Source organism: Herbaspirillum huttiense (assembly GCF_047300815.1).
GTDB classification, from domain to species: domain Bacteria; phylum Pseudomonadota; class Gammaproteobacteria; order Burkholderiales; family Burkholderiaceae_D; genus Herbaspirillum; species Herbaspirillum huttiense_A.
On the sequence record NZ_CP178608.1, the window covers coordinates 3,854,710 to 3,877,869 of the forward strand.

General features: G+C 63.8%; 20 protein-coding genes. 10 read left to right on the top strand and 10 right to left on the bottom strand.

Annotated features, from left to right (window positions below; translation table 11 throughout):
* Window positions 1-67 precede the first annotated feature (67 nt).
* The 3 genes from ACLRDN_RS17655 to ACLRDN_RS17665 all read right to left on the bottom strand — a co-directional run bounded on the left by ACLRDN_RS17655 (window position 68) and on the right by ACLRDN_RS17665 (window position 2,945).
* Entirely contained in the window at window positions 68-1,069 is a 1,002-nt protein-coding gene (locus tag ACLRDN_RS17655; protein WP_413457347.1) for an ABC transporter substrate-binding protein, read from the bottom strand.
* The gene (locus tag ACLRDN_RS17660) at window positions 1,066-1,839 is read right to left on the bottom strand and encodes an ABC transporter ATP-binding protein (protein ID WP_413457348.1); all 774 of its coding nucleotides are present in this window, start codon (window positions 1,837-1,839) and stop codon (window positions 1,066-1,068) included. The genes ACLRDN_RS17655 and ACLRDN_RS17660 overlap by 4 nt, the downstream gene beginning before the upstream one ends.
* Before the next feature lie 215 nt (window positions 1,840-2,054).
* Entirely contained in the window at window positions 2,055-2,945 is an 891-nt protein-coding gene (locus ACLRDN_RS17665) for an NAD-dependent epimerase/dehydratase family protein (RefSeq protein WP_413457349.1), read from the bottom strand.
* Window positions 2,946-2,981: 36 nt separating this feature from the next.
* Between ACLRDN_RS17665 and ACLRDN_RS17670 the strand changes: the two genes are divergently transcribed.
* From ACLRDN_RS17670 to ACLRDN_RS17680, 3 genes are all read left to right on the top strand, one after another.
* Window positions 2,982-4,031, top strand: coding sequence for a CDP-6-deoxy-delta-3,4-glucoseen reductase (locus ACLRDN_RS17670; protein ID WP_413457350.1), 1,050 nt, complete (start codon window positions 2,982-2,984; stop codon window positions 4,029-4,031).
* A gap of 420 nt (window positions 4,032-4,451) precedes the next feature.
* Window positions 4,452-5,654 (top strand): acetylornithine transaminase, encoded by a 1,203-nt coding sequence (locus tag ACLRDN_RS17675; protein WP_034334028.1) that lies wholly within the window; start codon window positions 4,452-4,454, stop codon window positions 5,652-5,654.
* A gap of 21 nt (window positions 5,655-5,675) precedes the next feature.
* On the top strand, window positions 5,676-6,215 hold the full coding sequence (locus tag ACLRDN_RS17680; protein WP_413457351.1) for a C40 family peptidase: 540 nt from the start codon (window positions 5,676-5,678) through the stop codon (window positions 6,213-6,215).
* On the opposite strand, the gene ACLRDN_RS17685 is transcribed toward ACLRDN_RS17680, so the two are convergent.
* From ACLRDN_RS17685 to ACLRDN_RS17705, 5 genes are all read right to left on the bottom strand, one after another.
* Window positions 6,203-6,976, bottom strand: coding sequence for a FadR/GntR family transcriptional regulator (locus ACLRDN_RS17685; protein ID WP_413457352.1), 774 nt, complete (start codon window positions 6,974-6,976; stop codon window positions 6,203-6,205). The genes ACLRDN_RS17680 and ACLRDN_RS17685 overlap by 13 nt on opposite strands.
* Before the next feature lie 8 nt (window positions 6,977-6,984).
* A complete protein-coding gene (locus ACLRDN_RS17690) occupies window positions 6,985-8,046 on the bottom strand; it encodes an Ldh family oxidoreductase (protein WP_413457353.1) in 1,062 nt (353 codons plus the stop codon).
* 45 nt (window positions 8,047-8,091) lie between these two features.
* Complete coding sequence (locus ACLRDN_RS17695; protein ID WP_121045147.1) at window positions 8,092-9,588, bottom strand: tripartite tricarboxylate transporter permease; 1,497 nt, start codon at window positions 9,586-9,588, stop codon at window positions 8,092-8,094.
* A gap of 9 nt (window positions 9,589-9,597) precedes the next feature.
* Window positions 9,598-10,131, bottom strand: a complete 534-nt coding sequence (locus ACLRDN_RS17700; RefSeq protein WP_413457354.1) for a tripartite tricarboxylate transporter TctB family protein — start codon at window positions 10,129-10,131, stop codon at window positions 9,598-9,600.
* An 83-nt stretch (window positions 10,132-10,214) separates the two neighbouring features.
* Window positions 10,215-11,198 (bottom strand): tripartite tricarboxylate transporter substrate binding protein, encoded by a 984-nt coding sequence (locus ACLRDN_RS17705; protein ID WP_413457355.1) that lies wholly within the window; start codon window positions 11,196-11,198, stop codon window positions 10,215-10,217.
* 704 nt (window positions 11,199-11,902) lie between these two features.
* On the opposite strand from ACLRDN_RS17705, the gene ACLRDN_RS17710 reads away from it, so the two are divergent.
* The 7 genes from ACLRDN_RS17710 to ACLRDN_RS17740 all read left to right on the top strand — a co-directional run bounded on the left by ACLRDN_RS17710 (window position 11,903) and on the right by ACLRDN_RS17740 (window position 19,943).
* Window positions 11,903-12,094 carry a hypothetical protein gene (locus tag ACLRDN_RS17710; protein ID WP_413457356.1) on the top strand — a complete coding sequence of 64 codons (192 nt, stop codon included), beginning with the start codon at window positions 11,903-11,905 and terminating at the stop codon, window positions 12,092-12,094.
* A 142-nt stretch (window positions 12,095-12,236) separates the two neighbouring features.
* Entirely contained in the window at window positions 12,237-13,976 is a 1,740-nt protein-coding gene (locus tag ACLRDN_RS17715) for an IlvD/Edd family dehydratase (RefSeq protein WP_413457357.1), read from the top strand.
* A gap of 288 nt (window positions 13,977-14,264) precedes the next feature.
* Entirely contained in the window at window positions 14,265-15,224 is a 960-nt protein-coding gene (locus ACLRDN_RS17720; protein ID WP_413457358.1) for a C-terminal binding protein, read from the top strand.
* 215 nt (window positions 15,225-15,439) lie between these two features.
* Complete coding sequence (locus ACLRDN_RS17725) at window positions 15,440-16,531, top strand: ABC transporter ATP-binding protein (RefSeq protein ID WP_413457359.1); 1,092 nt, start codon at window positions 15,440-15,442, stop codon at window positions 16,529-16,531.
* Window positions 16,532-16,660: 129 nt separating this feature from the next.
* On the top strand, window positions 16,661-17,992 hold the full coding sequence (locus ACLRDN_RS17730) for an ABC transporter substrate-binding protein (RefSeq protein WP_413457360.1): 1,332 nt from the start codon (window positions 16,661-16,663) through the stop codon (window positions 17,990-17,992).
* A 170-nt stretch (window positions 17,993-18,162) separates the two neighbouring features.
* Window positions 18,163-19,062 (top strand): carbohydrate ABC transporter permease, encoded by a 900-nt coding sequence (locus tag ACLRDN_RS17735; RefSeq protein WP_288063907.1) that lies wholly within the window; start codon window positions 18,163-18,165, stop codon window positions 19,060-19,062.
* Entirely contained in the window at window positions 19,062-19,943 is an 882-nt protein-coding gene (locus tag ACLRDN_RS17740) for a carbohydrate ABC transporter permease (RefSeq protein WP_039784561.1), read from the top strand. The genes ACLRDN_RS17735 and ACLRDN_RS17740 overlap by 1 nt, the downstream gene beginning before the upstream one ends.
* A gap of 95 nt (window positions 19,944-20,038) precedes the next feature.
* Here the strand turns inward: ACLRDN_RS17740 and ACLRDN_RS17745 are convergent, their stop codons facing one another.
* Window positions 20,039-21,364, bottom strand: coding sequence for a cytochrome c (locus tag ACLRDN_RS17745; RefSeq protein WP_413460407.1), 1,326 nt, complete (start codon window positions 21,362-21,364; stop codon window positions 20,039-20,041).
* Window positions 21,365-21,378: 14 nt separating this feature from the next.
* Window positions 21,379-23,160, bottom strand: a complete 1,782-nt coding sequence (locus ACLRDN_RS17750; RefSeq protein WP_121045165.1) for a GMC family oxidoreductase — start codon at window positions 23,158-23,160, stop codon at window positions 21,379-21,381.

Here is a 23,160-nt window from a genome sequence, read left to right on the forward strand (position 1 = left end):
AGACAATGGCCGGACAGGGTCCGGCCAGGGTGAAGACAAAAGGAAATCGATCAAACGCAGTGCCGCATCACAGCTTGCGCGCGTTCTGCCACGACAGGTCGGTGATGGAATTCACATCGAAGGGCTTGCCGTCGCGGGTCTTGAGCGAACCTTGCGATTGCAGGATATCAGCGATTTCCTGCATGCGGTCCTGGTCCTTCTTGTTGATCTTGGGGGTGAAGGTCTGGCTCTTGATGGCATCGCGGATGACGTCTTCGCGCAGCATCTCGCCATGCTTCAGGGTCTTCAGGGTCGGCTCGGCGATGAAGTAGCCGGCGATCAGCTTGGAGGCTTCGGCAGGCTTCTTCTGCAGCAGGGTGATGGCATCGCGTTGCGCATCCAGCGACTTCCAGACGGCATCGCGTTTCTTCTTCAGGGTCTCGCCGGAAGTGATGACGACCATGCAGGGGAAGGGCCAGACTTCGCCGATTTCATAGACCTGCTTGACCGGCGCGATCAGTTGCGCAATGCGCGCCTGCGGCTCGAACAGGAAGGCCGCATCGACGCGCTTGCCCACCAGTGACTGCACCGCCACCTGGGGCGAGACGCCCATGACGTTGACGTCATCGGGTTTTACGCCGGCATCGCGCAGGACCACGCCCTTGAGGACGGTGTCGGCGGTGCTGCCTTCGGCTTGCGAGGCCAGGGTCTTGCCCTTCAGGTCAGCGACCTTGTTGATGCCGGAATCCTCGCGCGCCACCAGGGCGTGATAGCCCAGCTGCGCACCGCCGACCACCTTCAGGTCCGCGCCCTTGGAGGCCCAGGCCACGGCATTGGAGAAGCCGAACACGCCGCTGTCGAGCTGGCCGCCGACGATGGCCTTGACCAGGTCGGTACCGGACTTGAATTCGATCAGTTCCACATCCAGGCCGTACTTCTTGTAGAGGCCGGCTTCATAGGCGGCCATGGCCTGGGCATCGTCCATGACGCGCAGGTAGCCGATCTTGAATTTTTCCAGGGCAAAGGCGTTGCCGGAGAAAGCCAGGGCAGCGGCGGTGATGGCCGGTGCCAGGATGCGTGCGAGTGTCATACTCCTACCCCTTCCAGGTTTTTTGCAAATTCGTCCTGCTCGGCGTGAATGCCCAGCAAGCAAAGGATTTCGCGGCGGGTGGCCGCGAATTCGGACAGGTCGTGCGTCTTTTCGTGATGCACGAGATTGAATTCCTTCAAGACCTTGGCCGGGCGCGGGCTGAACACGAAGATGCGGTCAGCCAGGAACAGCGCCTCATCCACATCGTGCGTCACCAGCACCACGGTCGGGCCCTGCTGGCGGATCAGGTCGCGCAGGGCATCCTGCAGGGTCATGCGGGTGAGCGCATCGAGCGCACCGAAGGGTTCGTCCAGCAGCAGCGCCTTCGGCTGCGAGATGAAAGCACGCGCCAGGGCCGCGCGCTGGCGCATGCCGCCCGAGACCTGGTGCGGATAATAATGTTCAAAACCCTTGAGCTTGACGTTCTCCAGCCAGACGCGGGCCTGGTCGGCGGATTTCTTCTTGTCGACATTCTGGAATTCCAGTGCCAGCGCCACGTTCTGCTGCAGCGTCAGCCAGGGATAGAGCGCATTTTCCTGGAACATCAGGGTGCGCTCGGGATGCGGCCCGCGGATGGCCTGGCCGTCGGCCGAGACCGTGCCGCTGCTGGGCTTTTCCAGGCCGGCGGCCATGTGCAGCAGGGTGGACTTGCCGCAACCGGAAGGGCCGACCAGCGCGACCAGCTCACCGGAGGCGATCTCGCGGGTGAATTCCTCGATCACGTGCAGGTCGCCGAAACGCTTGGCGACGTTGTTGAAAGATAGCTTCATGTGGTCCGCGGACGGGCCGCGCGCAAGGGATAGTGGAAGGGGACCCGGTGCAGATCGGTTCATCCGTGCGTCAATCCGCCCGGAACCGGCCGTGCAGCCGCCCCCTTTTAGTCAGGCATGCACTGTACTGAGGGCGGCTATGCAAAACAACTACTTAAAAATCGTATGCTTATTCGTATTTCGAATAAGAAAGGTGGGCAAAACGCATAAAGGCGTCAGCCCTTCGTCAGCCTTTGCACCTGCCATTGGGCCAACAGGCTCTGTACATCGGGATAGCGCAGCCGCACGCCCAGCTCCTCCTTGATGCGGGCATTGTGGAGGCGGCGCGATTCCGACATGAAGGACAGCATCATCGGCGAGACGCTGCGTTCCAGCTCGCTGCGCGGCAGGCGCGGCGGACGGGAAAGACCGGCGGCATCGGCCACGGCGTCGAAGTAGTCGCCCATCTTGAGGTCGGTATCGTCCACGGCGTGATAGACGCGGTTGGGCGCGCCAAGGCGCATCGCCGCCAGGCAGATGCGGGCCAGGTCGTCGGCGTGGATGTGGTTGGTATGCACGTCCTCCTGCGCCACCAGGGCCGGCAGACCCTTGTGCAAGCGCTCCAGCGGCAGCCGGTCGGCGGCGTAGATGCCCGGCACGCGCAGGATGGAGAGCTTGCCGTGGCGGCGCCGGGCCCAGGCGCGCAGCACGGTTTCGGCGTCCACACGGCGCACGGCGCGGGCGTTCTGCGGACGCACGCTACGGGTCTCGTCGAAACTTGCGCCAGCGCAATCTCCGTAGACACCGGTAGTGCTGACATAAACCAGGCGCGCGCCCTCGGGTAAAATGGCGGCCAAATTGCGGGTACGGCGGTCGATGCGGCCCTCGGACTGCGGCGGAGCCAGATGCACGATGGTCGGTGCCAGGCGCGCCAGGCGGCCCAGCGTCAAGGGGGCGTCCAGGTCGGCCACGACGGGAATGGCCCCGGCGGCGCGCAGTTCGGCGCGGCGGTCCGGGTTGCTGGTCACGGCCAGTACGCGGTAGCGCGGCAGCAGCAGTGGCACCAGCCGCAGGCCGACATCGCCGCAGCCCAGGATCAGTACGCGGGGCAGGCCCAGTTTTTTCACGGTGTTCAATCCAAATTTATTCAGAAGCAGAATTGTATGAGTTTCCAAGTCACAGTCCAGCCCAGCGGTCGCCAATTCTCCTGCGACGCCAGCGAATCCATCCTCACCGCCGCCATCCGCGCCGGCGTCGGCCTGCCCTACGGCTGCAAGAACGGCGCCTGCGGCTCCTGCAAGGGCAAGCTGGTCTCGGGTGAGGTCGAGCACGGTCCGCACCAGGTGCGCGCCCTCTCGGAGCACGAGCAGCAGCTGGGCCATGCCCTGTTCTGCGTGGCCAAGCCGCACAGCGACGTCACCATCGAGGCCCGCGAAGTGGCCGGCGTGGGCGAGATCCCGGTGCGCAAGCTGCCGGTGCGCGTGGCCAAGCTGGACAAGGTGGCCGACGACGTCATCATCCTCTCGCTGCAACTGCCGGCCAATGACCGCCTGCAGTACAAGGCCGGCCAGTATGTGGAATTCCTGCTGCGCGACGGCAAGCGCCGCAGCTACAGCATGGCCACCGCCCCGCACAAGGATGAGCACATGAGCCTGCACATCCGCCACCTGCCGGGCGGCCTCTTCACCGACCAGGTCTTCACCACCCTGAAGGAGCGCGACATCCTCCGTATCGAAGGCCCGCTGGGCACCTTCTTCCTGCGCGAGGATTCCGACAAGCCCATCATCCTCTTGGCCTCCGGCACCGGCTTTGCGCCCATCAAGGCCATCGTCGAGCAGCTGGAACATGCCGGCTCCAAGCGCCCGGTGACCCTGTACTGGGGCGGCCGCCGCCCGCAGGACCTGTACATGAACGCCCTGTGCCAGCAGTGGGAGCAGGACCTGCCCAACTTCAAGTACGTGCCGGTGGTCTCCAACGCCCAGGCCGATGACAACTGGAGCGGCCGCACCGGCTTCGTCCACCGCGCCGTGATGGAAGACTTCCCCGACCTGTCGGGCCACCAGGTCTATGCCTGTGGCGCGCCGGTCGTGGTGGAATCGGCACAGCGCGATTTCAGCGCCGAATGCGGCCTGCCGGAAGACGAGTTCTACGCCGATTCCTTCACTTCCGAAGCCGACCTGGCCAAGGCGGTCTCGGACACCCCGGCCGCCTGACGGGCCGGGTGCGGGCGCCGGTGCTGTCATGCCGGCGTCACGCACATTTGCGAAGATGCCGCGCAAGCCTGATGCCGCGCGGCCCGGCGAGATGCGATGAAATTGCAACGGTGGCCCGCCTGATGCGCCTGCAAGCGGCTCCGGCGGGAAATTTCTTTTTGACGCTCTGCGCAAAACGTCCTAAACTTCACCGCATGATCGCCAACGCCACATTCTTACGACGCCGCAGCCAACCTGAGAAAGGTTTGCTGCTGCGCGCGTGAAGTGAAACGAATCGCGAAGCCACAGGCAAACCCTGTGGCTTTTTTTTATTCGCCATTTTGGGTCTGTCGTGCGCCTGCCGCCTAGCGCTTAGTGCTCATGTGTCAGCAACGGTCTGCACCACCCTCCCAATCACCCTATTCTTGCAGGAGCCTTTCGATGCAATTGAACCAGTCCGACACCAACAAGCTGATGTATGTCACCAACCGCCCCGAGCTGGTCTTCACCGAAGGCCACGGCATGTGGCTGACCGACCATAACGGCAAGCGCTATCTCGACTACCTGCAAGGCTGGGCGGTCAACACCCTGGGCCACTCGCCGCAATGTATCGCCGATGCGCTCAACGCCCAGAGCAAGAAACTGATCAACCCGTCGCCGGCCTTCTACAACGCGCCCTCCATGGAACTGGCCGAGCTGCTGACGGCCAATTCGGTGTTCGACCGCGTGTTCTTCGCCAACAGCGGTGCTGAAGCCAACGAAGGCGCCATCAAGCTGGCCCGCAAGTGGGGCAAGAAGAACCCGGCCGCCGATGGCTCCTCGCGCTTCGAGATCATCACCTTCAAGCACAGCTTCCACGGCCGTACCCTGGCCACCATGTCGGCCAGCGGCAAGGACGGCTGGGATACCATGTTCGCCCCGCAGGTGCCGGGCTTCCCCAAGGCCATCCTGAATGACCTGGCCAGCGTCGAAGCGCTCATCGGCAGCCACACCGTGGCCGTGATGCTGGAGCCGGTGCAGGGCGAAGGCGGCGTCATCCCGGCGACCAAGGAATTCATGCAAGGCCTGCGTCGCCTGACCAAGGAAAAGAACCTGCTGCTCATCGTCGATGAAGTGCAGGCCGGCATGGGCCGTACCGGCCAGCTGTTCGCCTACCAGCACTCCGGCATCGAACCGGACATCATGACCCTGGCCAAGGGCATCGGCGGCGGCGTGCCGCTGGCGGCCCTGCTGGCGCGTGAAGAAATCGCCTGCTTCGAAGCCGGCGAACAAGGCGGCACCTACAACGGCAACCCGCTGATGACCGCCGTGGGCGTGGCCGTGATCAAGGAACTGTTGAAGCCCGGCTTCATGGAATCGGTGCGCGAGCGCGGCCAGTACCTGCGCCAGCGTTCGCTGGAAATCTCCGAGAAGTACGGCTTTGAAGGCGAGCGTGGCGAAGGCCTGCTGCGCGCCCTGCAACTGGGCCGCGACATCGGCCCGCAGATCGTCGAAGCCGCACGCAACCTGGAACCGGTGGGCCTGCTGCTGAACTCGCCGCGCCCCAACCTGCTGCGCTTCATGCCGGCCCTGAACGTGACCAAGGAAGAGATCGACCAGATGTTCTCCATGCTGGAAGACGTCCTGGCCAAGATCGGGAAGTAAGCAATGAGGGGGCGCGCAAGGATGGCATGGACGCACGGGGCCGCTGCGCCCTCTTCCCTGTCGGCACTGGCCGCGCTCTGTGCGGCGCTGGTGCTGGCCGCCTGCGGCACGGCGCCGACCGCGCCCCCCATCGCCCGGCTGCCCGGCGCCCCGCCATCGCAGGCACCGGCGCTGCCGGCTACCGACAATGGCAATGAAGTGGCGCTCTATGCGCTCTCGCTGATCGATACCGGCTACCGCTTCGGCGGCAAGAATCCGTCGGCGGGTCTCGATTGCAGCGGCATGGTCAGCTACATCTTCGGCCAGGCCGCCAATTACCGCATCGGCGGCAGTGCCGCCGACATCGCCCGCCAGGGCCGCCAGATCGATCCTTCGCAGTTGCGCGCGGGCGACCTGGTGTTCTTCAATACCCAGAACCGTCCCTTCTCGCACGTGGGCATCTACCTCGGCGACGGCCGCTTCGTGCATGCGCCCTCCACCAATGGCAAGGTGCACATCACGCGCATGGACAATCCCTATTTCTCGCGCCGCTTTGAGATGGCGCGCACCTACTTCAACTGAAGCGATGTTTTGCGGGCGGGCCGTTTGCGCGGCGCGCTCTCCTGCTGCTGGCGGTTGCCGTATTCCCGGATCAGATTGGCGCTGTAGCGCGTGAAGGCGATGTCCATGTGTCGCCGCATGGCCGCGCGCGCCTGCTCGGGATTGCGCGCGCGCAGGGCCTGCATGATGAGGCCATGTTCCTCGATGGCTTCCTGCCAGACGCGGGTGCCGTCGAAGTGGCTGTGCAGGCGCTCGAACAGCGGACCCAGGCGGGCATCGAAGAGTTGCGTCACCAGCCCCACCAGCACGCTGTTGCCGGTGGCCTCGGCCAGGCGGATGTGAAAGAGGCGGTCGGCGTCGAGCGGATCGATGCCCGCTTCGGCATGCGCGATCATGAGCGCGTAGGCTTCCTCGATGGCCGCGATCTGCTGCTTGCTGCCATGCTGGGCGGCGGCATAGGCCACTTCGCCTTCGATCATTTCGCGCGCGCGCAGCAGTTCCAGGGGCCCTTCCTCGCCGGACAGGTCATGCCGCAACTCGCGCTGCATGGGCGGCGCGCAGACATAGATGCCCGAGCCCATGCGCACTTCGATGTAGCCCTCCACCTCCAGCGCAATGAGCGCTTCGCGCAGCGAAGGCCGGCTCACGCCCAGCTGCACCGACAGTTCACGCTCGGACGGCAGGCGTGAACCGACGGCGAATTCTCCCTCCACGATCAGCTTGCGCAGCTGGTCGCTGATCTGCCGGTACAAGCGCTGCGGTTCGATCGCTTCGATGGGCATGATGGTCCTCAGCCGAGGGTCGCGGGAAACTCCAGGTCGTAGGCGGCACCAGCCTCGCGCAGCATGGGCGCAATGGTCGGATGCAGGGTCACGCCTTGCGCCAGCTGCTCGGCGCGGCGCTGCATGCCACGGTCGCCGGGCATGCGCACCTGGCCCACGCCGGGGCGTGGCGGATTGCTGCGGCAGGCCTGGGCGATGTGATCCATCTGGCGCTTGAAGTCTTGCTCGCCGCCAAAGGCGGACGGATCATAGAGCGACATGAACACCGTCGCCCCCCAGCCCGCCGCCGGATCGGCACGCCCGAAACCGGAGAGACCGCCCGTCAACGCCTCGATCAGCACCGCCAGCCCGAAGCCCTTGTGCCCTGCCGAGAGCCCGCCCAGCGGCAGGATGGTGCCCGGCGGCGTGGCCGAGAGCACGGCCGGATCGCGGCTGGGATGGCCGGCGCCGTCGATGAGCCATTCTTCCTCGAACTGCTTGCCAGCCTTGTGCAGGCGGTTGCTCATGCCATTGGTGGTGATGGAGGCTGAGATGTCGACCAGGAAGGGTGTGCCGGAAGTGGGGATGCCGGCCGCAATCGGATTGGGCGTGAACACCGCCTGCGTGCCGCCGAAGGGCGCCACGCTCTGCACCGCCGGGTCGGAGCTGGCCAGGATCATCATGAAGCCCTCTTGCGTGGCACGCAGCAGATAGGCGGCCAGGCAGGCGATGTGGTGACTGTGATGAATGGTCAGCGAAGCGGTGCCATAGTCGCGCGCCTTGGGGATCAAGGCATCGATGCCCTGATGCACCAGCCACGGACCGGGCAGGCGGCGGCCGTCCCAGGCCAGCGCGGCGGCGCGCTCCGAGAGCACCTCGGGCTGGCCGCTCCTGGCCATGCTGCCCTTTTCCAGTTCCTTGACGTAGGGGGCCAGCAGCGCCAGCCCGTGGGTGTCGTGGCCCAGCAGGTCGCCATCGACCAACGTGGCCGCGACGCTGTCAGCCTTGTCGGCCTCCAGGCCTGCGCGCTGCAACAGGGTGGAGGCGAACTGACGCAGGGCGTCAGCGGAGAAACGTTCGGGCATTGCCATGGAACCACCTTTCCTTGCTTGAATATCGATTGAAATCTTTTCACCTCAGGCCAAGGCCAGCGGCTTCCTGCGCACCAGCTTGAGCACCAGCGGCAACAACCACAGCAGCAGCGTGATCACGCCCAGCGTGCCGGCAATGGGGCGCTCGAAGAAGGCCAGGAACTGGCCGTCGGACTTGATCATCGAGGTGACGAAATGTTCTTCCAGCATGCCGCCCAGCACCACGCCCAGCACCGCCGGTGCTACCGGGAAACCGTTCTCTTCCATCACATAGGCCAGCAGGCCGAACACCAGCATGATGCCCACGTCGGTGACGCTGTTGTTGGTCGCATAGGAGCCGACCACACAGAACAGCAAAATCAGCGGCATCAGGATGCCGCGCGGGATGGAGAGGATGCGCTTGGCCATCTTGATGCACCAGAAGCCCAGCGGCAGCATCAGCAGGTTGGCCAGGATGAAGACCAGGAAGATGGCATACATCGACACCGGGTTGTCGACGAAGATCATCGGTCCCGGATTGAGGTTTTTCATGTAGAGCACGCCGATGACGATGGCGGTAATCGAATCGCCGGGGATGCCGAATACCAGCGCCGGAATCCAGGCCCCGGCCAGTGCCGAGTTATTGGCCGCGCCCGATTCGACGATGCCCTCCGGATGGCCGGTGCCGAATTTCTCCGGCTCCTTGGACATCTTCTTGCTCATCGCATACGACATCCAGGCCGCGATGTCAGCGCCTGCGCCGGGCAGCGCACCGACCAGGGTTCCGAGGACGCTGCCGCGCAAGACCGACTTCGGATACTTGAGCATCAGCCCCCACATGCCCTTGAAGACGTTGCCGACGCGGCTTTCCGCAACCTTCATGGTGAAATCGCGCGAGACCGCGAAGCGCAGCACCTCGGACATGGCGAACATCCCTACCATCAGCGGCACCAGCGAGACCCCGCCCAGCAGGTCGGGCTGGTCGAAGGTGAAGCGCGGCGCTCCGGCCGGATTGCCCATGCCGACGGAGGCGATGAACATGCCCAGGAACAGCGAAACGAAGCCCTTCAAGGGATTGTCGGAGGCGATGAAGATGGCGCAGGTCAGGCCCAGCAGCACCAGCCAGAAATATTCGAAGGAGGAGAATTTCAGCGCCAGCTCGGCCAGCGCCGGGGCCGAGAAAATCAGCACGAAGGTACCGAACAATCCGCCGATGACCGAGAACACCAGGCTGGCACCGAGCGCAATCTCGCCCTGCCCTTTCATGGTCATGGCGTAGGCTTCATCGGTATAGGCGGCCGATGAAGGCGTGCCGGGAATGCGCAGCAGGCAGCCGGGAATGTCGCCCGAGAAGATCGCCATGGCCGTGGCCGAGACCATGGCCGCGATGGCCGGCACCGGCGGCATGAAGAAGGTCACCGGTACCAGCAGCGCTACGGCCATGGTCGCGGACAGGCCGGGCACCGCCCCCATGAAGAGGCCGAAGATGGAGGAACCGAGGATCACCGCCAGCACGTAGGGATCAAACACCATCGCCAGTGCGGCATAGAGGTTGGCAAGCATGTCGTCTCCTTACCAGGCCAGGGGCGTGAGGATGCCCCAGGGCAGGGGCACCTTGAGCAGTTTGTAGAAGATGGTGTGGATCAGCAGCGCACTGGCTATCGCCACCGGCAAGGCCACCATCACGCGGGTGCGGAAAGTGAGGAACAGCGCCAGCAGCAGCACGACGGCCGTGGGCAGGAATCCCAGGGGTTCCGAGACCCAGATGTAGAACACCAGGGAAAGCGGGATGAGCAGGAAGGCGAACACCGCATGGCCGCTGCCGAACCACTCCGGCAACGTGAACCAGCGTGCGTCCTGGTCATCGGCACCGGTCGTGGCAATGCGCGAGCCAGGCGCACTGCGCGCCGCCCGCGCCCGCTGCAAGCCGCGCAAGCCACGCAGCACCAGCAGCACGGCACAGATCATCAGACCGCCGGCCAGCGCCTGCGGAAATACGTTGGGTCCGATATCCTGCCCCATCGCGGGCAGGCGGGCAGAAGCGATCCAGAGCACGACCGAGAGGACAGCGATCAGCAGCCCGGACAAGGCATCATTGATTTTCATGGGACGGTCCCGAAGCGAAGAGCACGAAGAGGAGAGCCAGGCAGGCGCAGCGACATGGGGTCGATGCGCCTGCTCTGTGCCTGTTACTTGGCCATGCCCAGGGTCTTGAGGATGGCGCCCATGTCCTCGTCGCTCTTGTCCATGAACTTGCCGAACTCGGCGGCATCGGCATATTGCGTACCGAAGCCGCGTCCGCTCATGAAGTCCTTGTATTCCTTGCTGTCGTAGATCTTCTTGAGGCTGGCCGAGAGCTTGCCCTGCACATCGGCCGGCAGGCCCTTGGGTCCGACGATGCCGCGCCAGGCGCCGTTGGTCCAGGTGCTGCCGGTGAGGCTCTTCAGCGTGGGCACCTTGGGATAGAGCGCCGCCGGTTCGTTGGCCATGATCACCAGTGGCGTGGCCTTGCCGGCATCGATCAGCGAACGGGCTTCCGGCAGCGAGGCTGCGACGATGTCCACCCCGCCCGCAGCCAGGTCCACCATGGCCGGTGCAGCGCCGTTGGAGGGCACGAAGCGCACCGCATTGGGCGCGACCTTGAGGTCATTCAACATGCCGGCCAGCCCCAGGTGCCAGATGCCGCCCTGCCCGGTGCCGGACGCCTTGAGCTTGCCGGGATTGGCCTTGATGGCCTTCAGGAGGTCGTCGAAATTCTTGTAGGGCGATTCGTGACTCACGGTCAACGCGGCCGGGTCGAAGTTCATCAATGCCAGCGGCGTCAGGTCACGCGGGGTCAGCTTGGTCAGGCCCTGGTGGTGCATCATCGAGATCTCCACCGTGGCGATGCCGATGGTGTAGCCATCCGGCGTGGCACTGGCGATGGCCTGGTGGCCCACCGCGCCATTGCCGCCGGTGCGATTGACCACGTTGACCGGCTGGCCCAGGTCCTTCTCCAGCAAGGCGCCGATGATGCGGGCGGTGGCATCGGTACCGCCGCCTGCGCCCCAGGGCACGATCAGCGTGACCGGACGATCGGGCCAGGCGGCAAAGGCCGCCGGAGCGGCCAGGACGGTGCAGGCCGCGCTGGCGGCCAGGATGGTCTTGAACAAGGTTCTGCGGGTCAACTGCATGGTCTCTCCTCCGTTGTCGTCTGCGCTCAATGCGCGCAATGGGGTGCGGCTAACGCTTTGGCAAAGGACTTTCGTTACCGCTTCGCTGACCTGCGGGGAGCGCCGGAGTGATTGGCCATGCGGAAGAGATTTACCCCCCCGCTGGTCTCCTGTGTTGTCTCTGTTGCGCAGGTCTCATGCCTTGCTGCTTGTTCTTGTATCCGGACCGGGCCGGTAAGGCTGCATCATGCTGCTGGCCGCGCCCCCGCATTGGGATGAGTCGCGCAGAGGCCATGTGGTCTGACCAGCGGAGGCTAGAATTTCACATCACCCAGGCAGTGTCAAGGATGAATCGAATGGATCAAAAAAATTCATCCTTGGTGCCATGCAGCATTAATACCCCGCCGCAAAGCCTTGCCGGCTCTGGCTTTCAGGCGGGCTGTGTGTTTTACTGCATGTTGCAGCGGCGACGCAAAAAGCCAGCCGTGCAATGCTGACAAAAAGCTTTCTCGCGATCTGGTATTACCACTTGACCAAACAAATCCGGCTGCAATAGACTCGCAGCCAATTACACAAGTCACGTCGCTTCAGCGTGTCTTGCCACCGTCGGTGACGGGGCAGGCCGCAGGGCAGAACGGACGGCACAGACCCAGCCGCCACGGCACCTGCCGGCGGCTCCAGGCAGCGGAGACATCCCATTGGCTTATCCAGGCACAGCATCGCATGTGAACCGCAGGACGCCGGCCGGCCGGGCGCAGATGCGCCGCGCCGCCACCGTTGCCAGCGTGCGTGCGCGCCGCGCCTTGCATCGCTGCTCCGCCTTCGGGTCCCTGCTGGCCTTCCTGCTGATTGATTTTTCCCGCTATTTCTTTGACCAGGGCGACAGTCATCCTGTCGCCGCGCGCGCTCTCGCCTGAGTCTTGCAAGGACCAGGTTCGCGCAGGCAGCAAGCATTGAACGGCACTGCTGGCCCTATCCGGCCGGCAGCCCATGGATCGCATGAAGCAGGGCAAGGCACGCAGTGCGCGCTTGCGCACGCACCTTGCCAGGGAAACGACAATGACTGACGACACCAAGAAAAAATCCACCCGCCGCAGCCAGGCCTGGTTTGGCCGCCAGGACCGCGATGGGTTCATCTACCGCTCCTGGGTGAAGAACCGCGGCATCCCGCACGACCAGTTCGATGGCCGTCCGGTGATCGGCATCTGCAATACCTATTCCGAACTGACCCCCTGCAATTCTCACTTCCGCGCCCTGGCCGAACAGGTCAAGATCGGTGTCTGGGAAGCCGGCGGCTTCCCGCTGGAGTTCCCCGTGATGTCGCTGGGCGAGACCCTGCTGCGCCCCACCGCCATGCTCTACCGCAACCTGGCCAGCATGGATGTGGAAGAGTCGATCCGCGCCAATCCGCTCGATGGCGTGGTGCTGCTCATGGGCTGCGACAAGACCACGCCGGCGCTGCTGATGGGCGCGGCTTCGGTGGATGTGCCGACCATCGGCGTCTCGGGCGGCCCGATGCTCTCGGGCAAATACCGTGGCCGTGAACTGGGTTCCGGCACCGGCGTGTGGCAGATGTCGGAAGACGTGCGCGCCGGCAAGATGACGCAGGAAGAATTCTTTGAAGCCGAGAGCTGCATGCACCGCTCGCACGGCCACTGCATGACCATGGGCACGGCTTCCACCATGGCCAGCATGGTCGAGGCATTGGGCGTGGGCCTGCCGCACAATGCCGCCATTCCCGCCGTCGATGCGCGCCGCAACGTGCTGGCCCGCAACGCCGGCCGCCGCATCGTGCAGATGGTGGACGAAGACCTGGTGCTCTCGAAGATCCTCACCCGCCAGGCTTTTGAAAATGCCATTCGCGTCAACGCCGCCATCGGGGGCTCCACCAATGCGGTAATCCACCTGCTGGCCATTGCCGGCCGCATCGGTATCCAGCTCGACCTGAAGGATTGGGACGACATCGGCCAGCAACTGCCCTGCCTGCTGGACCTGCAGCCCTCGGGCAAATTCCTGATGGAAGATTTTTACTATGCGGGCGGCCTGCCGGCGGTGATCCGCCAACTGGAAAGCGTGATCGACAAGACCGCCCTGACCGCCAACGGCAAGACCCTGTGGGAGAACTGCCAGGACGCGCCGAACTGGAATCAGGAAGTCATCCGCAGCTTCGACCAGCCCTTCAAGGAAGCGGCCGGCATCGCCATCCTCAAGGGCAACCTGGCCCCGGACGGCGCCGTCATCAAGCCATCGGCCGCCACCCCTGCCCTGCTCAAGCATCGCGGCCGCGCGGTGGTGTTCGAAAACAGCGACGACCTGCACAAGCGCATCGATGACGAGAACCTGGACGTCGACGAAACCTGCGTGCTGGTGCTCAAGAATTGCGGTCCCAAGGGTTACCCCGGCATGGCCGAAGCGGGCAACATGCCGCTGCCGCCGAAGATCTTGCGCAAGGGGATTACCGACATGGTGCGTGTCTCGGATGCCCGCATGAGCGGCACTGCCTACGGTACCGTGGTACTGCACGTCTCGCCGGAAGCGGCCGCCGGTGGCCCGCTGGCGCTGGTGCAGAACGGCGACTTCATCGAACTCGATGTGGAGGCGCGCAAGCTGCACCTGGATGTGTCGGACGAAGAACTGGCACGCCGCCGTGCGCAATGGCAAAAGCCCGAACTGCCGCCGCAGATGCAGCGCGGCTGGGTCAAGCTCTATGTGGATCACGTGCAGCAGGCCAACCAGGGCGCGGACCTCGATTTCCTGGTCGGCAAGAGCGGACCTTACGTGCCCAAGGACAATCACTGAACTGGCCTGCCCTTGCCTGCTGCAATGGCGGCAAGGGCAAGTAGCATTTTTTCAGGCAAACCGTTTTTACTGAATTCCACCTGCAGCAACGTATCAGGCATCACAGGCTTCACAGGCTTCAACAAGCAGCATTAAGCAAAAGTTAAGGGTCATTCAAACAGCATTAAATTCAGCTTAATACCAGCATCCGTCGTACCCCAGGAGCAAGGTACAGCCACACAAGCGGCGGCCGTGTTCCAGGAAGTAGTTGCATCAGGTGGACCAAGACAACCATCACGGAGACGAGCAATGAAAGTACTGATTACGGACTACGATTTCCCCGACGTCGACCTGGAGCTTGCGCTCTACAAGGAAGCCGGTGTGGAAGTCGTGACCGCGCAATGCCGCACGGAAGAGGAGGTCATCGCCGCCTCCGCAGGATGCCAGGGCCTGCTGGTGCAATACGCACCGGTGAACGCCAAGGTCTTCGCGGCCCGTCCTGAAATCCGCATCGCCAGCCGCTATGGCGCCGGCTTCGACACCATCAACACGGCTGACGCCGCAGCCCACGGCGTGTGGGTCGCCAACTCGCCCGACTATGGCGTGGGCGAAGTGGCCACCCATGCGCTGGCCATGGCGCTGGACCTGATCCGCAACATCACCGTCTATGACCGGGCCGTGAAAGCCGGTCAATGGCACTACACCACGGCCGGCATCATTCCGCGCGCCTCCGATCTCACCATCGGCATCATCGGCCTGGGCCGCATCGGCAAGCGCATGGCGCATATCTCGCGCAATCTCTTCAAGCGCGTCATTGCCTATGATCCCTACATCATCGATGGCGATTTCCCCGCCTACGTGGAACGCGTGAGCCGCGAAGAGTTGTTCCGCCAGGCGCATGTGGTGTCGCTGCATACGCCCTTGAACGACGAGACGCGCAACATGATCGACGCTTCGCTGCTCGGTCTGCTGCAGCCGCAGAGCTACCTGGTGAACTCCGCACGCGGCGGCCTCATCAAGATCGACGACCTTCTCGCTGCGCTGGAAAACGGCCAGCTCAAGGGGGCGGCGCTGGATGTGCTGCCGGTGGAGCCGCCGCAGAAGGCCTCGGCTATCGTGCAGCATCCACGTGTGCTATTGTCCCCGCACGCGGCCTTCTTCTCGGATGTCGCAGCGCGCGAACTGCGGCGCAAGGCGGCCCAGAACCTGATCGACTGGGACCGCAACGGGCGACCCTCCTACGTGGTCGTTCAGGGCAAGAACAAATAAGTCAAAACAATCACCCCGGGAAACGGGGCGCCAACGCAGCACCGCGCCGGCCGCCAGCCGGCGCTGCATCAGTGTAGACAACGAAAAAAAGGAAGACCGGCAGGATCTTCCACGCGTCCCTCCACAGGACGTGCCTGAACAAAGTGCGTTGTGAACGGCTCCGTCTGGAACCGGTTCCGCAGCGTCGATACGAGGATAGACACGAGGAGCATTTGATGGCATCAGTACAGATCCGCGCAGTCAAGAAACAGTTCGGCAGCACCCAGATCATCCGGGGCGTCGACATCGATATCGCCGATGGCGAATTCACCGTCCTGGTCGGCCCGTCCGGCTGCGGCAAGTCGACGCTGCTGCGCATGCTGGCGGGGCTGGAGGAGATCACCGGCGGCGAGATCCTCATCGGCGGTACCGTGGTCAACAACGTCCAGCCCAAGGACCGCGACATCGCCATGGTGTTCCAGAACTACGCGCTCTATCCGCACATGACGGTGCGCGACAACATGGCCTTCTCGCTGACCCTGGCCAAGAAGGACAAGTCCTTTGTCGACGAGCGCGTCAAGAAGGCCGCCGACATCCTCGGCCTGAACCAGCTGCTGGACCGCTATCCGCGCCAGCTCTCGGGCGGCCAGCGCCAGCGCGTGGCCATGGGCCGCGCCATCGTGCGCGATCCGCAGGTGTTCCTCTTCGACGAACCGCTCTCCAACCTCGATGCCAAGCTGCGCGTACAGATGCGCACCGAGATCAAGGAACTGCACCAGCGCCTCAAGACCACTTCCATCTATGTGACCCACGACCAGATCGAAGCCATGACCATGGCCGACCAGATCGTGGTCATGCGCGATGGCCTGGTGGAGCAGCGCGGCCGTCCGCTGGACCTGTACGACCATCCGGCCAACCTGTTCGTGGCCGGCTTCATCGGCTCGCCCGCGATGAACTTCATCCCCGCCACCCTGCGCCGCAATGCTGGCGGTGGTGCAGCCGAGGTCGAGTTCGCCGACGGCACCCGCGTGCCCGCGCCCTATGGCAGCGCCCTGCAGGGCAATGACGGACAGAAGGTCACCTACGGCGTGCGTCCCGAGCACCTCTCCATCGGTGCGGCCGGGCAAGGCATCGCCACCAAGGTCATCGTGGTGGAGCCGACCGGGGCCGATACCGAAGTGTTCTCGCGCTTCGGCGACACCAGCCTCACCTCGATCTTCCGCGAACGCCATGACTTCGGCGCGGGCGACGTGATCCATCTGGTTCCCGACCACAGCCGCACGCACCTGTTTGACGCCGAATCGGGCAAGTCGCTGGCGGCCCGCTGATCCAACGCACCATCACTGCAGTAACCCAAGCACCACCCGTAGCGCAGCATCACAAGAAAAAGAGTCCATCCGCAAGAACAGCCGTTCGAGAGCGGTCCAATTCGACTTTCAACCGAAGGAGTAGGAGACATGAGCAAGCTGACACGACGCGAATTCCTGGTCACCAGCGCTGCTGCCGCAGCCGCGTCAAGCATGGGCGTGAACGCCTTTGCCGCAGGCCCCGGCGCGGCCGGTGCCGACAGCATCAAGTACCCCATCGAACAGGGCGCGACTCTGCGCATCCTGCGCTGGAAGCGTTTCGTCCAGGGCGATGAAGACCTGTGGAACGCCAACGTCAAGAAATTCACCGAACTGACCGGCGTAGCCGTGCGTACCGACAGCGAAGGCTGGGAAGACGTGCGCCCGAAGTCGGCCGTGGCCGCCAACGTGGGCAGCGGTCCGGACATCGTGCTGGGCTGGTTCGACGATCCGCAGCAGTACCCGACCAAGCTGATCGACATGACCGACCTGGCCGATTCGCTGGGCAAGCGCTATGGCGGCTGGTACGACGTCTGCCGCAAGTACGGCACCAAGGACGGCAAGTGGATCGCCCTGCCGCTGGGCGTGATCGGCAATGCCCTGGTCTATCGCGAAAGCCAGATCAAGGCCGCCGGTTTCGATGCCATTCCCAAGGACACGGCCGGCTTCCTCAAGCTGTGCCAGGCCTTGAAGGCCAAGGACACCCCGGTCGGCTTCGCCCTGGGCAAGGCCGTCGGTGACGCCAACAACTGGGCGCACTGGCTGCTGTGGTCGCACGGCGGCAAGCTGGTGGACAAGAACGGCCAGGTCGCCATCAACTCGGCCGAGACCCGCGCCGCGCTGGAATACGCCAAGCAGCTCTATGCCACCTTCGTGCCCGGCACCTTGTCGTGGCAGGATCCGTCCAACAACAAGGCCTACCTGGATGGCCAGATCAGCCTGACGGCCAACGGCATCTCGGTGTATTACGCCGCCAAGAATTCGCCGGACCCCAAGCTGCAGGACATCGCCAAGGATACCCAGCACGCGCACTTCCCGGTCGGTCCGGCCGGCAAGCCCACCGAGCTGATGCAGATCACGCAGATGATGGTGTTCAAGCACACCAAGTTCCCCAATGCGGCCAAGGCCTTCGTGCAATTCATGTTCGAGCCGGACCAGTACAACCCGTGGATGAAGGCCTCCATCGGCTATGTCAGCCAGCCGCTGAAGGCCTACGAGAAGAACCCGGTCTGGACCGACGACCCGAAGGCCACCGTCTACCGCGACTCGGCCTCGCTGATGCTGGACCACGGCCACGAAGGCCCGCTGGGACAAGCCTCGGCGGCCTGCATGGCGGACTACGTGGTGGTGGACATGGTGGCCGAGGCCGCCTCGGGTGCCAAGACCGTGCAGCAGGCCATCGACCGGGCGGCCGAACGCGCCAAGCGGTATTACAAGACCTGATGGCATCGGCCTGAACGTCAGCAAGGCGGGTCCGGGTTCCCTCGGGACAGCGGGCAAAGGGGCAGGTTGTCAGGGCCTGCCGACCCGGTCCCGCCGCGCTGGCGCATCGCGACGCGTCACAACAGTACTGGCCGCAGGCCTGGCTTGCGGCCCTTTCATCGAGGCACATCATGCTATCCCGATTCCTGAACAACCGTAACGTACTGGGCATGCTGTTCATGGCCCCGGCCGTGATCCTGCTGGTGGTGTTCCTGACCTACCCGCTGGGCCTGGGCATCTGGCTGGGCTTCACCGATACCAAGATCGGCGGCGAAGGCAGCTTCATCGGCCTGGACAACTACACTTACCTGGCCGGCGATTCGCTGGCGCAGCTGTCGCTGTTCAATACCGTGTTCTACACGGTCAGCGCCAGCATCCTGAAATTCGGACTGGGCCTGTGGCTGGCCATCCTGCTCAACAAGAACGTGCCGCTGAAGACCTTCTTCCGCGCCATCGTGCTGTTGCCCTGGATCGTGCCGACTGCGCTCTCGGCCCTGGCCTTCTGGTGGCTGTATGACGCACAGTTCTCCGTGATCAGCTGGGCCCTGCACAAGATGGGCCTGATCGACCGCTACATCGACTTCCTGGGCGACCCCTGGAATGCGCGCTGGTCCACCGTCTTTGCCAACGTCTGGCGCGGCATTCCCTTCGTGGCGATCTCGCTGCTGGCGGGCCTGCAGACGATCTCGCCCTCGCTCTATGAAGCGGCCGCCATCGACGGTGCCACGCCCTGGCAGCAGTTCCGCCACGTGACGCTGCCCTTGCTCACGCCCATCATCGCGGTGGTGATGACCTTCTCGGTGCTGTTCACCTTCACCGACTTCCAGCTGATCTATGTGCTCACCCGTGGCGGTCCGCTCAATGCGACGCACCTGATGGCCACGCTCTCCTTCCAGCGCGCCATTCCGGGCGGCGCCCTGGGTGAAGGCGCGGCACTGGCAACCTACATGATTCCCTTCCTCCTGGCAGCGATCATGTTCTCGTATTTCGGCCTGCAACGTCGCGGCTGGCAACAAGGAGGTGACAAATAATGGCCAAGAAAAAAGACGACCAGCAGGAAACCCAGGGCATGGATTTCCTGCAATCGACACCGCGCCGCTGGGTGACGATCTACATTCCGCTGCTGATCTTCCTGTTCGTGCTGCTGTTCCCGTTCTACTGGATGGTGATCACGGCCTTCAAGCCGGACAATGAATTGCTCTCGCAGACCGGCAACCCCTTCTGGGTGGTTGCCCCGACGCTGGCGCACTTCAAGAAGCTGCTGTTCCAGACCCAGTATCCGGCCTGGCTGCTCAACACGGTGATCGTGTCGGTGGTGTCGACCTTCGCCTCGCTGGCGGCCAGCGTCTTTGCTGCCTATGCGATCGAACGCCTGCGCTTCCAGGGCTCCAAGCAGGTCGGCCTGGGCATCTTCCTGGCCTACCTGATCCCGCCCTCGATCCTGTTCATTCCGCTGGCGGCGATCGTGTTCAAGCTGGGCCTGTTCGATACGCGCTGGGCGCTGATCCTGACCTATCCGACCTTCCTGATCCCGTTCTGCACCTGGTTGCTGATGGGTTACTTCCGCTCGATTCCCTATGAGCTGGAAGAGTGCGCGCTCATCGATGGTGCTACGCGCTGGGAGATCCTGGTCAAGATCATCCTGCCGCTGGCGGTGCCGGGCTTGATCTCGGCGGGCATCTTTGCCTTCACGCTGTCGTGGAACGAGTTCATCTATGCGCTGACCTTCATCTCCTCCTCCGAGGTGAAGACGGTGCCGGTGGGGATCGTCACCGAGCTGGTGGAAGGCGACGTCTATCACTGGGGCGCACTGATGGCCGGGGCGCTGCTGGGCTCGCTGCCGGTGGCGGTGGTGTATTCGTTCTTTGTGGAGTATTACGTGTCGGGGATGACGGGGGCGGTGAAGGAATAAAGCTTCACCCTGCATCCTGTGCGGCAAAAAGAAAGCCCGGCGTTCGCAAGAACGCCGGGCTTTTCTTTACAGCGCTGCAGCAGGCCGACTAGCGCTTACTGCTTGGCCAGCGGCGCACTCCCCGCCTCCACCGTCTTCTTTTCCGGCAGCTGCTTGCGCACCTTGGCCACATCCGATGCGCTCACCGAAGAAGCCTGGTTGCCCCAGCTGCTGCGGATGAAGCTGACCACATCGGCCACTTCCTGGTCCGACAGGCGGCTGGCAAAGCCCGGCATGGCGAATTGCGTCGGGGCCTTGTGGGTCCACGGCATCTCGGCACCCTCCAGCACGATGCGGATCAGCGAAGCCGGGTTCTCGGCATTGACCGTCGGCGACAAGGCCAGGGTCGGGAAGGTTTCTTCATATCCCTTCCCGCTGCTGCGGTGGCAGGCCGCGCAGTTGTTCAGGAAGGCCATGGCGCCCGGACTCTGGTCGCTGCCTTTGCGCAAGGCCTGGTGGGTCTTGTCGTCATAGGCCAGCGCAGCCGTGCCCTCCTTCACCGCCTTCAAGGACTTCAGGTACTTGGCCATGGCCGAGAGATCTTCCCCGGTCATGTACTGGGTACTGTTGGCGACCACATCGGCCATGCCGCCAAAAGCAGCGGAATGGCTGTTGCGGCCGGTCTTGAGGAAGGCCACGATGTCGGCCTCGCTCCAGTTGCCCAGACCGTCGCGGGCGTCACCGCGCAGGTTGTTGGCCAGGTAGCCGTCGATCACGCCACCGGAGAGGAACTGGCTGCTGTCATTGGACAGCGCCTTCTCCTGCATGCCCACGCCGCGCGGGGTATGGCAGGCGCCACAGTGGCCCAGGCCTTCGACCAGGTATTGGCCGCGGACCAGGGGACTGTTGTCCTCAGGACCATCGGCCGCCACCGCCGGTGCGAACACCTTGCGCCACACCGACAACGGCCAGCGCATCGACAAGGGCCAGGTGATGTCTACACCACGATTGGGTGCGGGATCAGCCTGGACGCCCTGCATGAAGTAGGCATAGAGCGCCTTCACGTCGGCCGGCTTGACCTTGGCGTAGGAAGGATACGGCATGGCCGGATAGAGCGACGCGCCATCCTTGCGGATGCCGTGACGCAGCGCACGGTCGAAATCCTCTTCGCTGTAGCCGCCGATGCCGTGGTCCTTGTCCGGCGTGATGTTGGACGAATACACCGTGCCGATGGGCGTGGCAATGGGCAAGCCACCCGCAAAGGGCTTGCCGCCCTTGGCAGTGTGGCAGGCCACGCAGTCACCGGCCTTGGCCAGGTACTCGCCACGCTGCACCAGCTGCTGGTCCGCCGAAGGCGCGGCGGCATTGTTCTGCGCTGCTGCGGTGAAGGCGGACAGCGACATGACAGCCGCACAGGCGGCGATGAAATAATGCTTGATCATGATGGTCGTCATCCTTATGCCTGCACCAGCGGGCCGGGGTTTTTCAGATACTGCTCACGGATGGCCTTGGCGGAGTGATACGCCAGCGCCGTGACCAGCCCGGTCGGGTTGTAGCCCATGTTCTGCGGGAAGGCGCAGGCGCCGTAGACGAACACGTTGGGCACATCCCAGCTCTGCAGGTATTTGTTGACCACGCTGTTCTTGGGTGTGGTCCCCATGATGGCGCCCCCGGTGAGGTGGGTCGATTGATAGACCCGCGTATCCCAGGACGAACCAGTCTTGCGCACGGCCTTGACGACCTTCTCCGGATTCATGGCCTGGCCGACCTTCTCCATCTCGCCGGCGATGTAGGTCAGCATCTTGCCTTCGTTCTCCTTCCAGTTCAGGGTCATGCGCAAGAGCGGCTGGCCATTGGCATCCTTGTAGGTCGGATCCAGCGACAGGTAGCAATCGCGATACGCCATCACCGAACCGGACATGCCGATGGTGAGCGTGCGCTGGTAGGCATCCTGCACGCTGGCCTTCCATTCGGAACCCCAGTTGGGAACCTTCTCGCCCGGCATGGTACCGGCCTGCTTGATGGGACGGCCGCCATAGCGCACGTGACGAATCGAGGCACCGCCGATGAAGCCCAGCGGACCGTGGTCGAACTGGTCGGCGTTGAGGTCGTCCATGCCCACGCCACCGGCACCGGTGCCGATGAACGGATTGAACTGCGTGCCCTTGGGCATGACCACGTTGATGCCGCCGTTGTACTGGTAGGCGAAGTTCTTGCCGACCACGCCTTCGCCGGAGACCGGGTCATAGGGCTTGCCGATGCCCGAGAGCAGCAGCAGGCGCACGTTGTGGGTCTGGAAGGCGGTCAGCAGGACCAGGTCGGCGGGCTGTTCGACTTCGCGGCCTTGGGCGTCGATGTAGGTGACGCCGGTGGCGCGCTTGCCGGAGGCATCCAGGTTGACCTTGATGACCTGGGCCTTGGTGCGCACCTCGAAGTTCTTGCGCTTCAACAGCACCGGCAGGATGGTGGTCTGCGGCGATGCCTTGGAATACATGTAGCAGCCGTAGTTTTCGCAGAAGCCGCAGTAATTGCAGGGGCCGATGCGCACGCCATACGGATTGGTGAAGGGCTGCGAAGCATTGGCCGCGGGCGCCGGATAAGGGTGGTAGCCGACGTCGCGCATGGCCTTCTCGACCAGCGAGGCGCTGTACTGGTATTGCAGCGGCGGGGTCGGGAATTCATCGCTGCGCTCGCCTTCCAGCGGATTGCCGCCGGCCACGATCTGGCCCTTGAGGTTGCCGGCCTTGCCGGAAACCGCCATGACCTTTTCCGAGAAATCGTAGAAGGGCTCCAGCTCCTTGTAGGTCACGCCATGGTCCTGGATGGTCATGTCCTCGGGGATGAATTTCTTGCCGTATTTCTGCTCGTGGTGCGTGCGCATTTCCAGCTCTTCGGGCAGGTTGCGGTACATCATGCCGTTCCAGTGGAAACCGGCGCCGCCCACGCCATCGCCCAGCAGGAAGGAACCATGCTGGCGGTACGGCACGGCCACATCCGAGAGCGTATGACGAATCGTCACGGTCTCGCGCGAGAGGTCCTGGAACAGCGCGCCGCGCACGGAGTATTTCAGTTCATCGACTGCCTTCGGATAAGGCGTGTCGGTGTTGGTGTCACGCATGTCGCCGCGTTCCAGCGCCAGCACGTTCAGGCCGGCTTCGGTGAGCTCCATGCCCATGATGGAACCGGTCCAGCCCAGGCCCACCATCACTACATCCACTTTGTCTTTTTTGATAGCCAT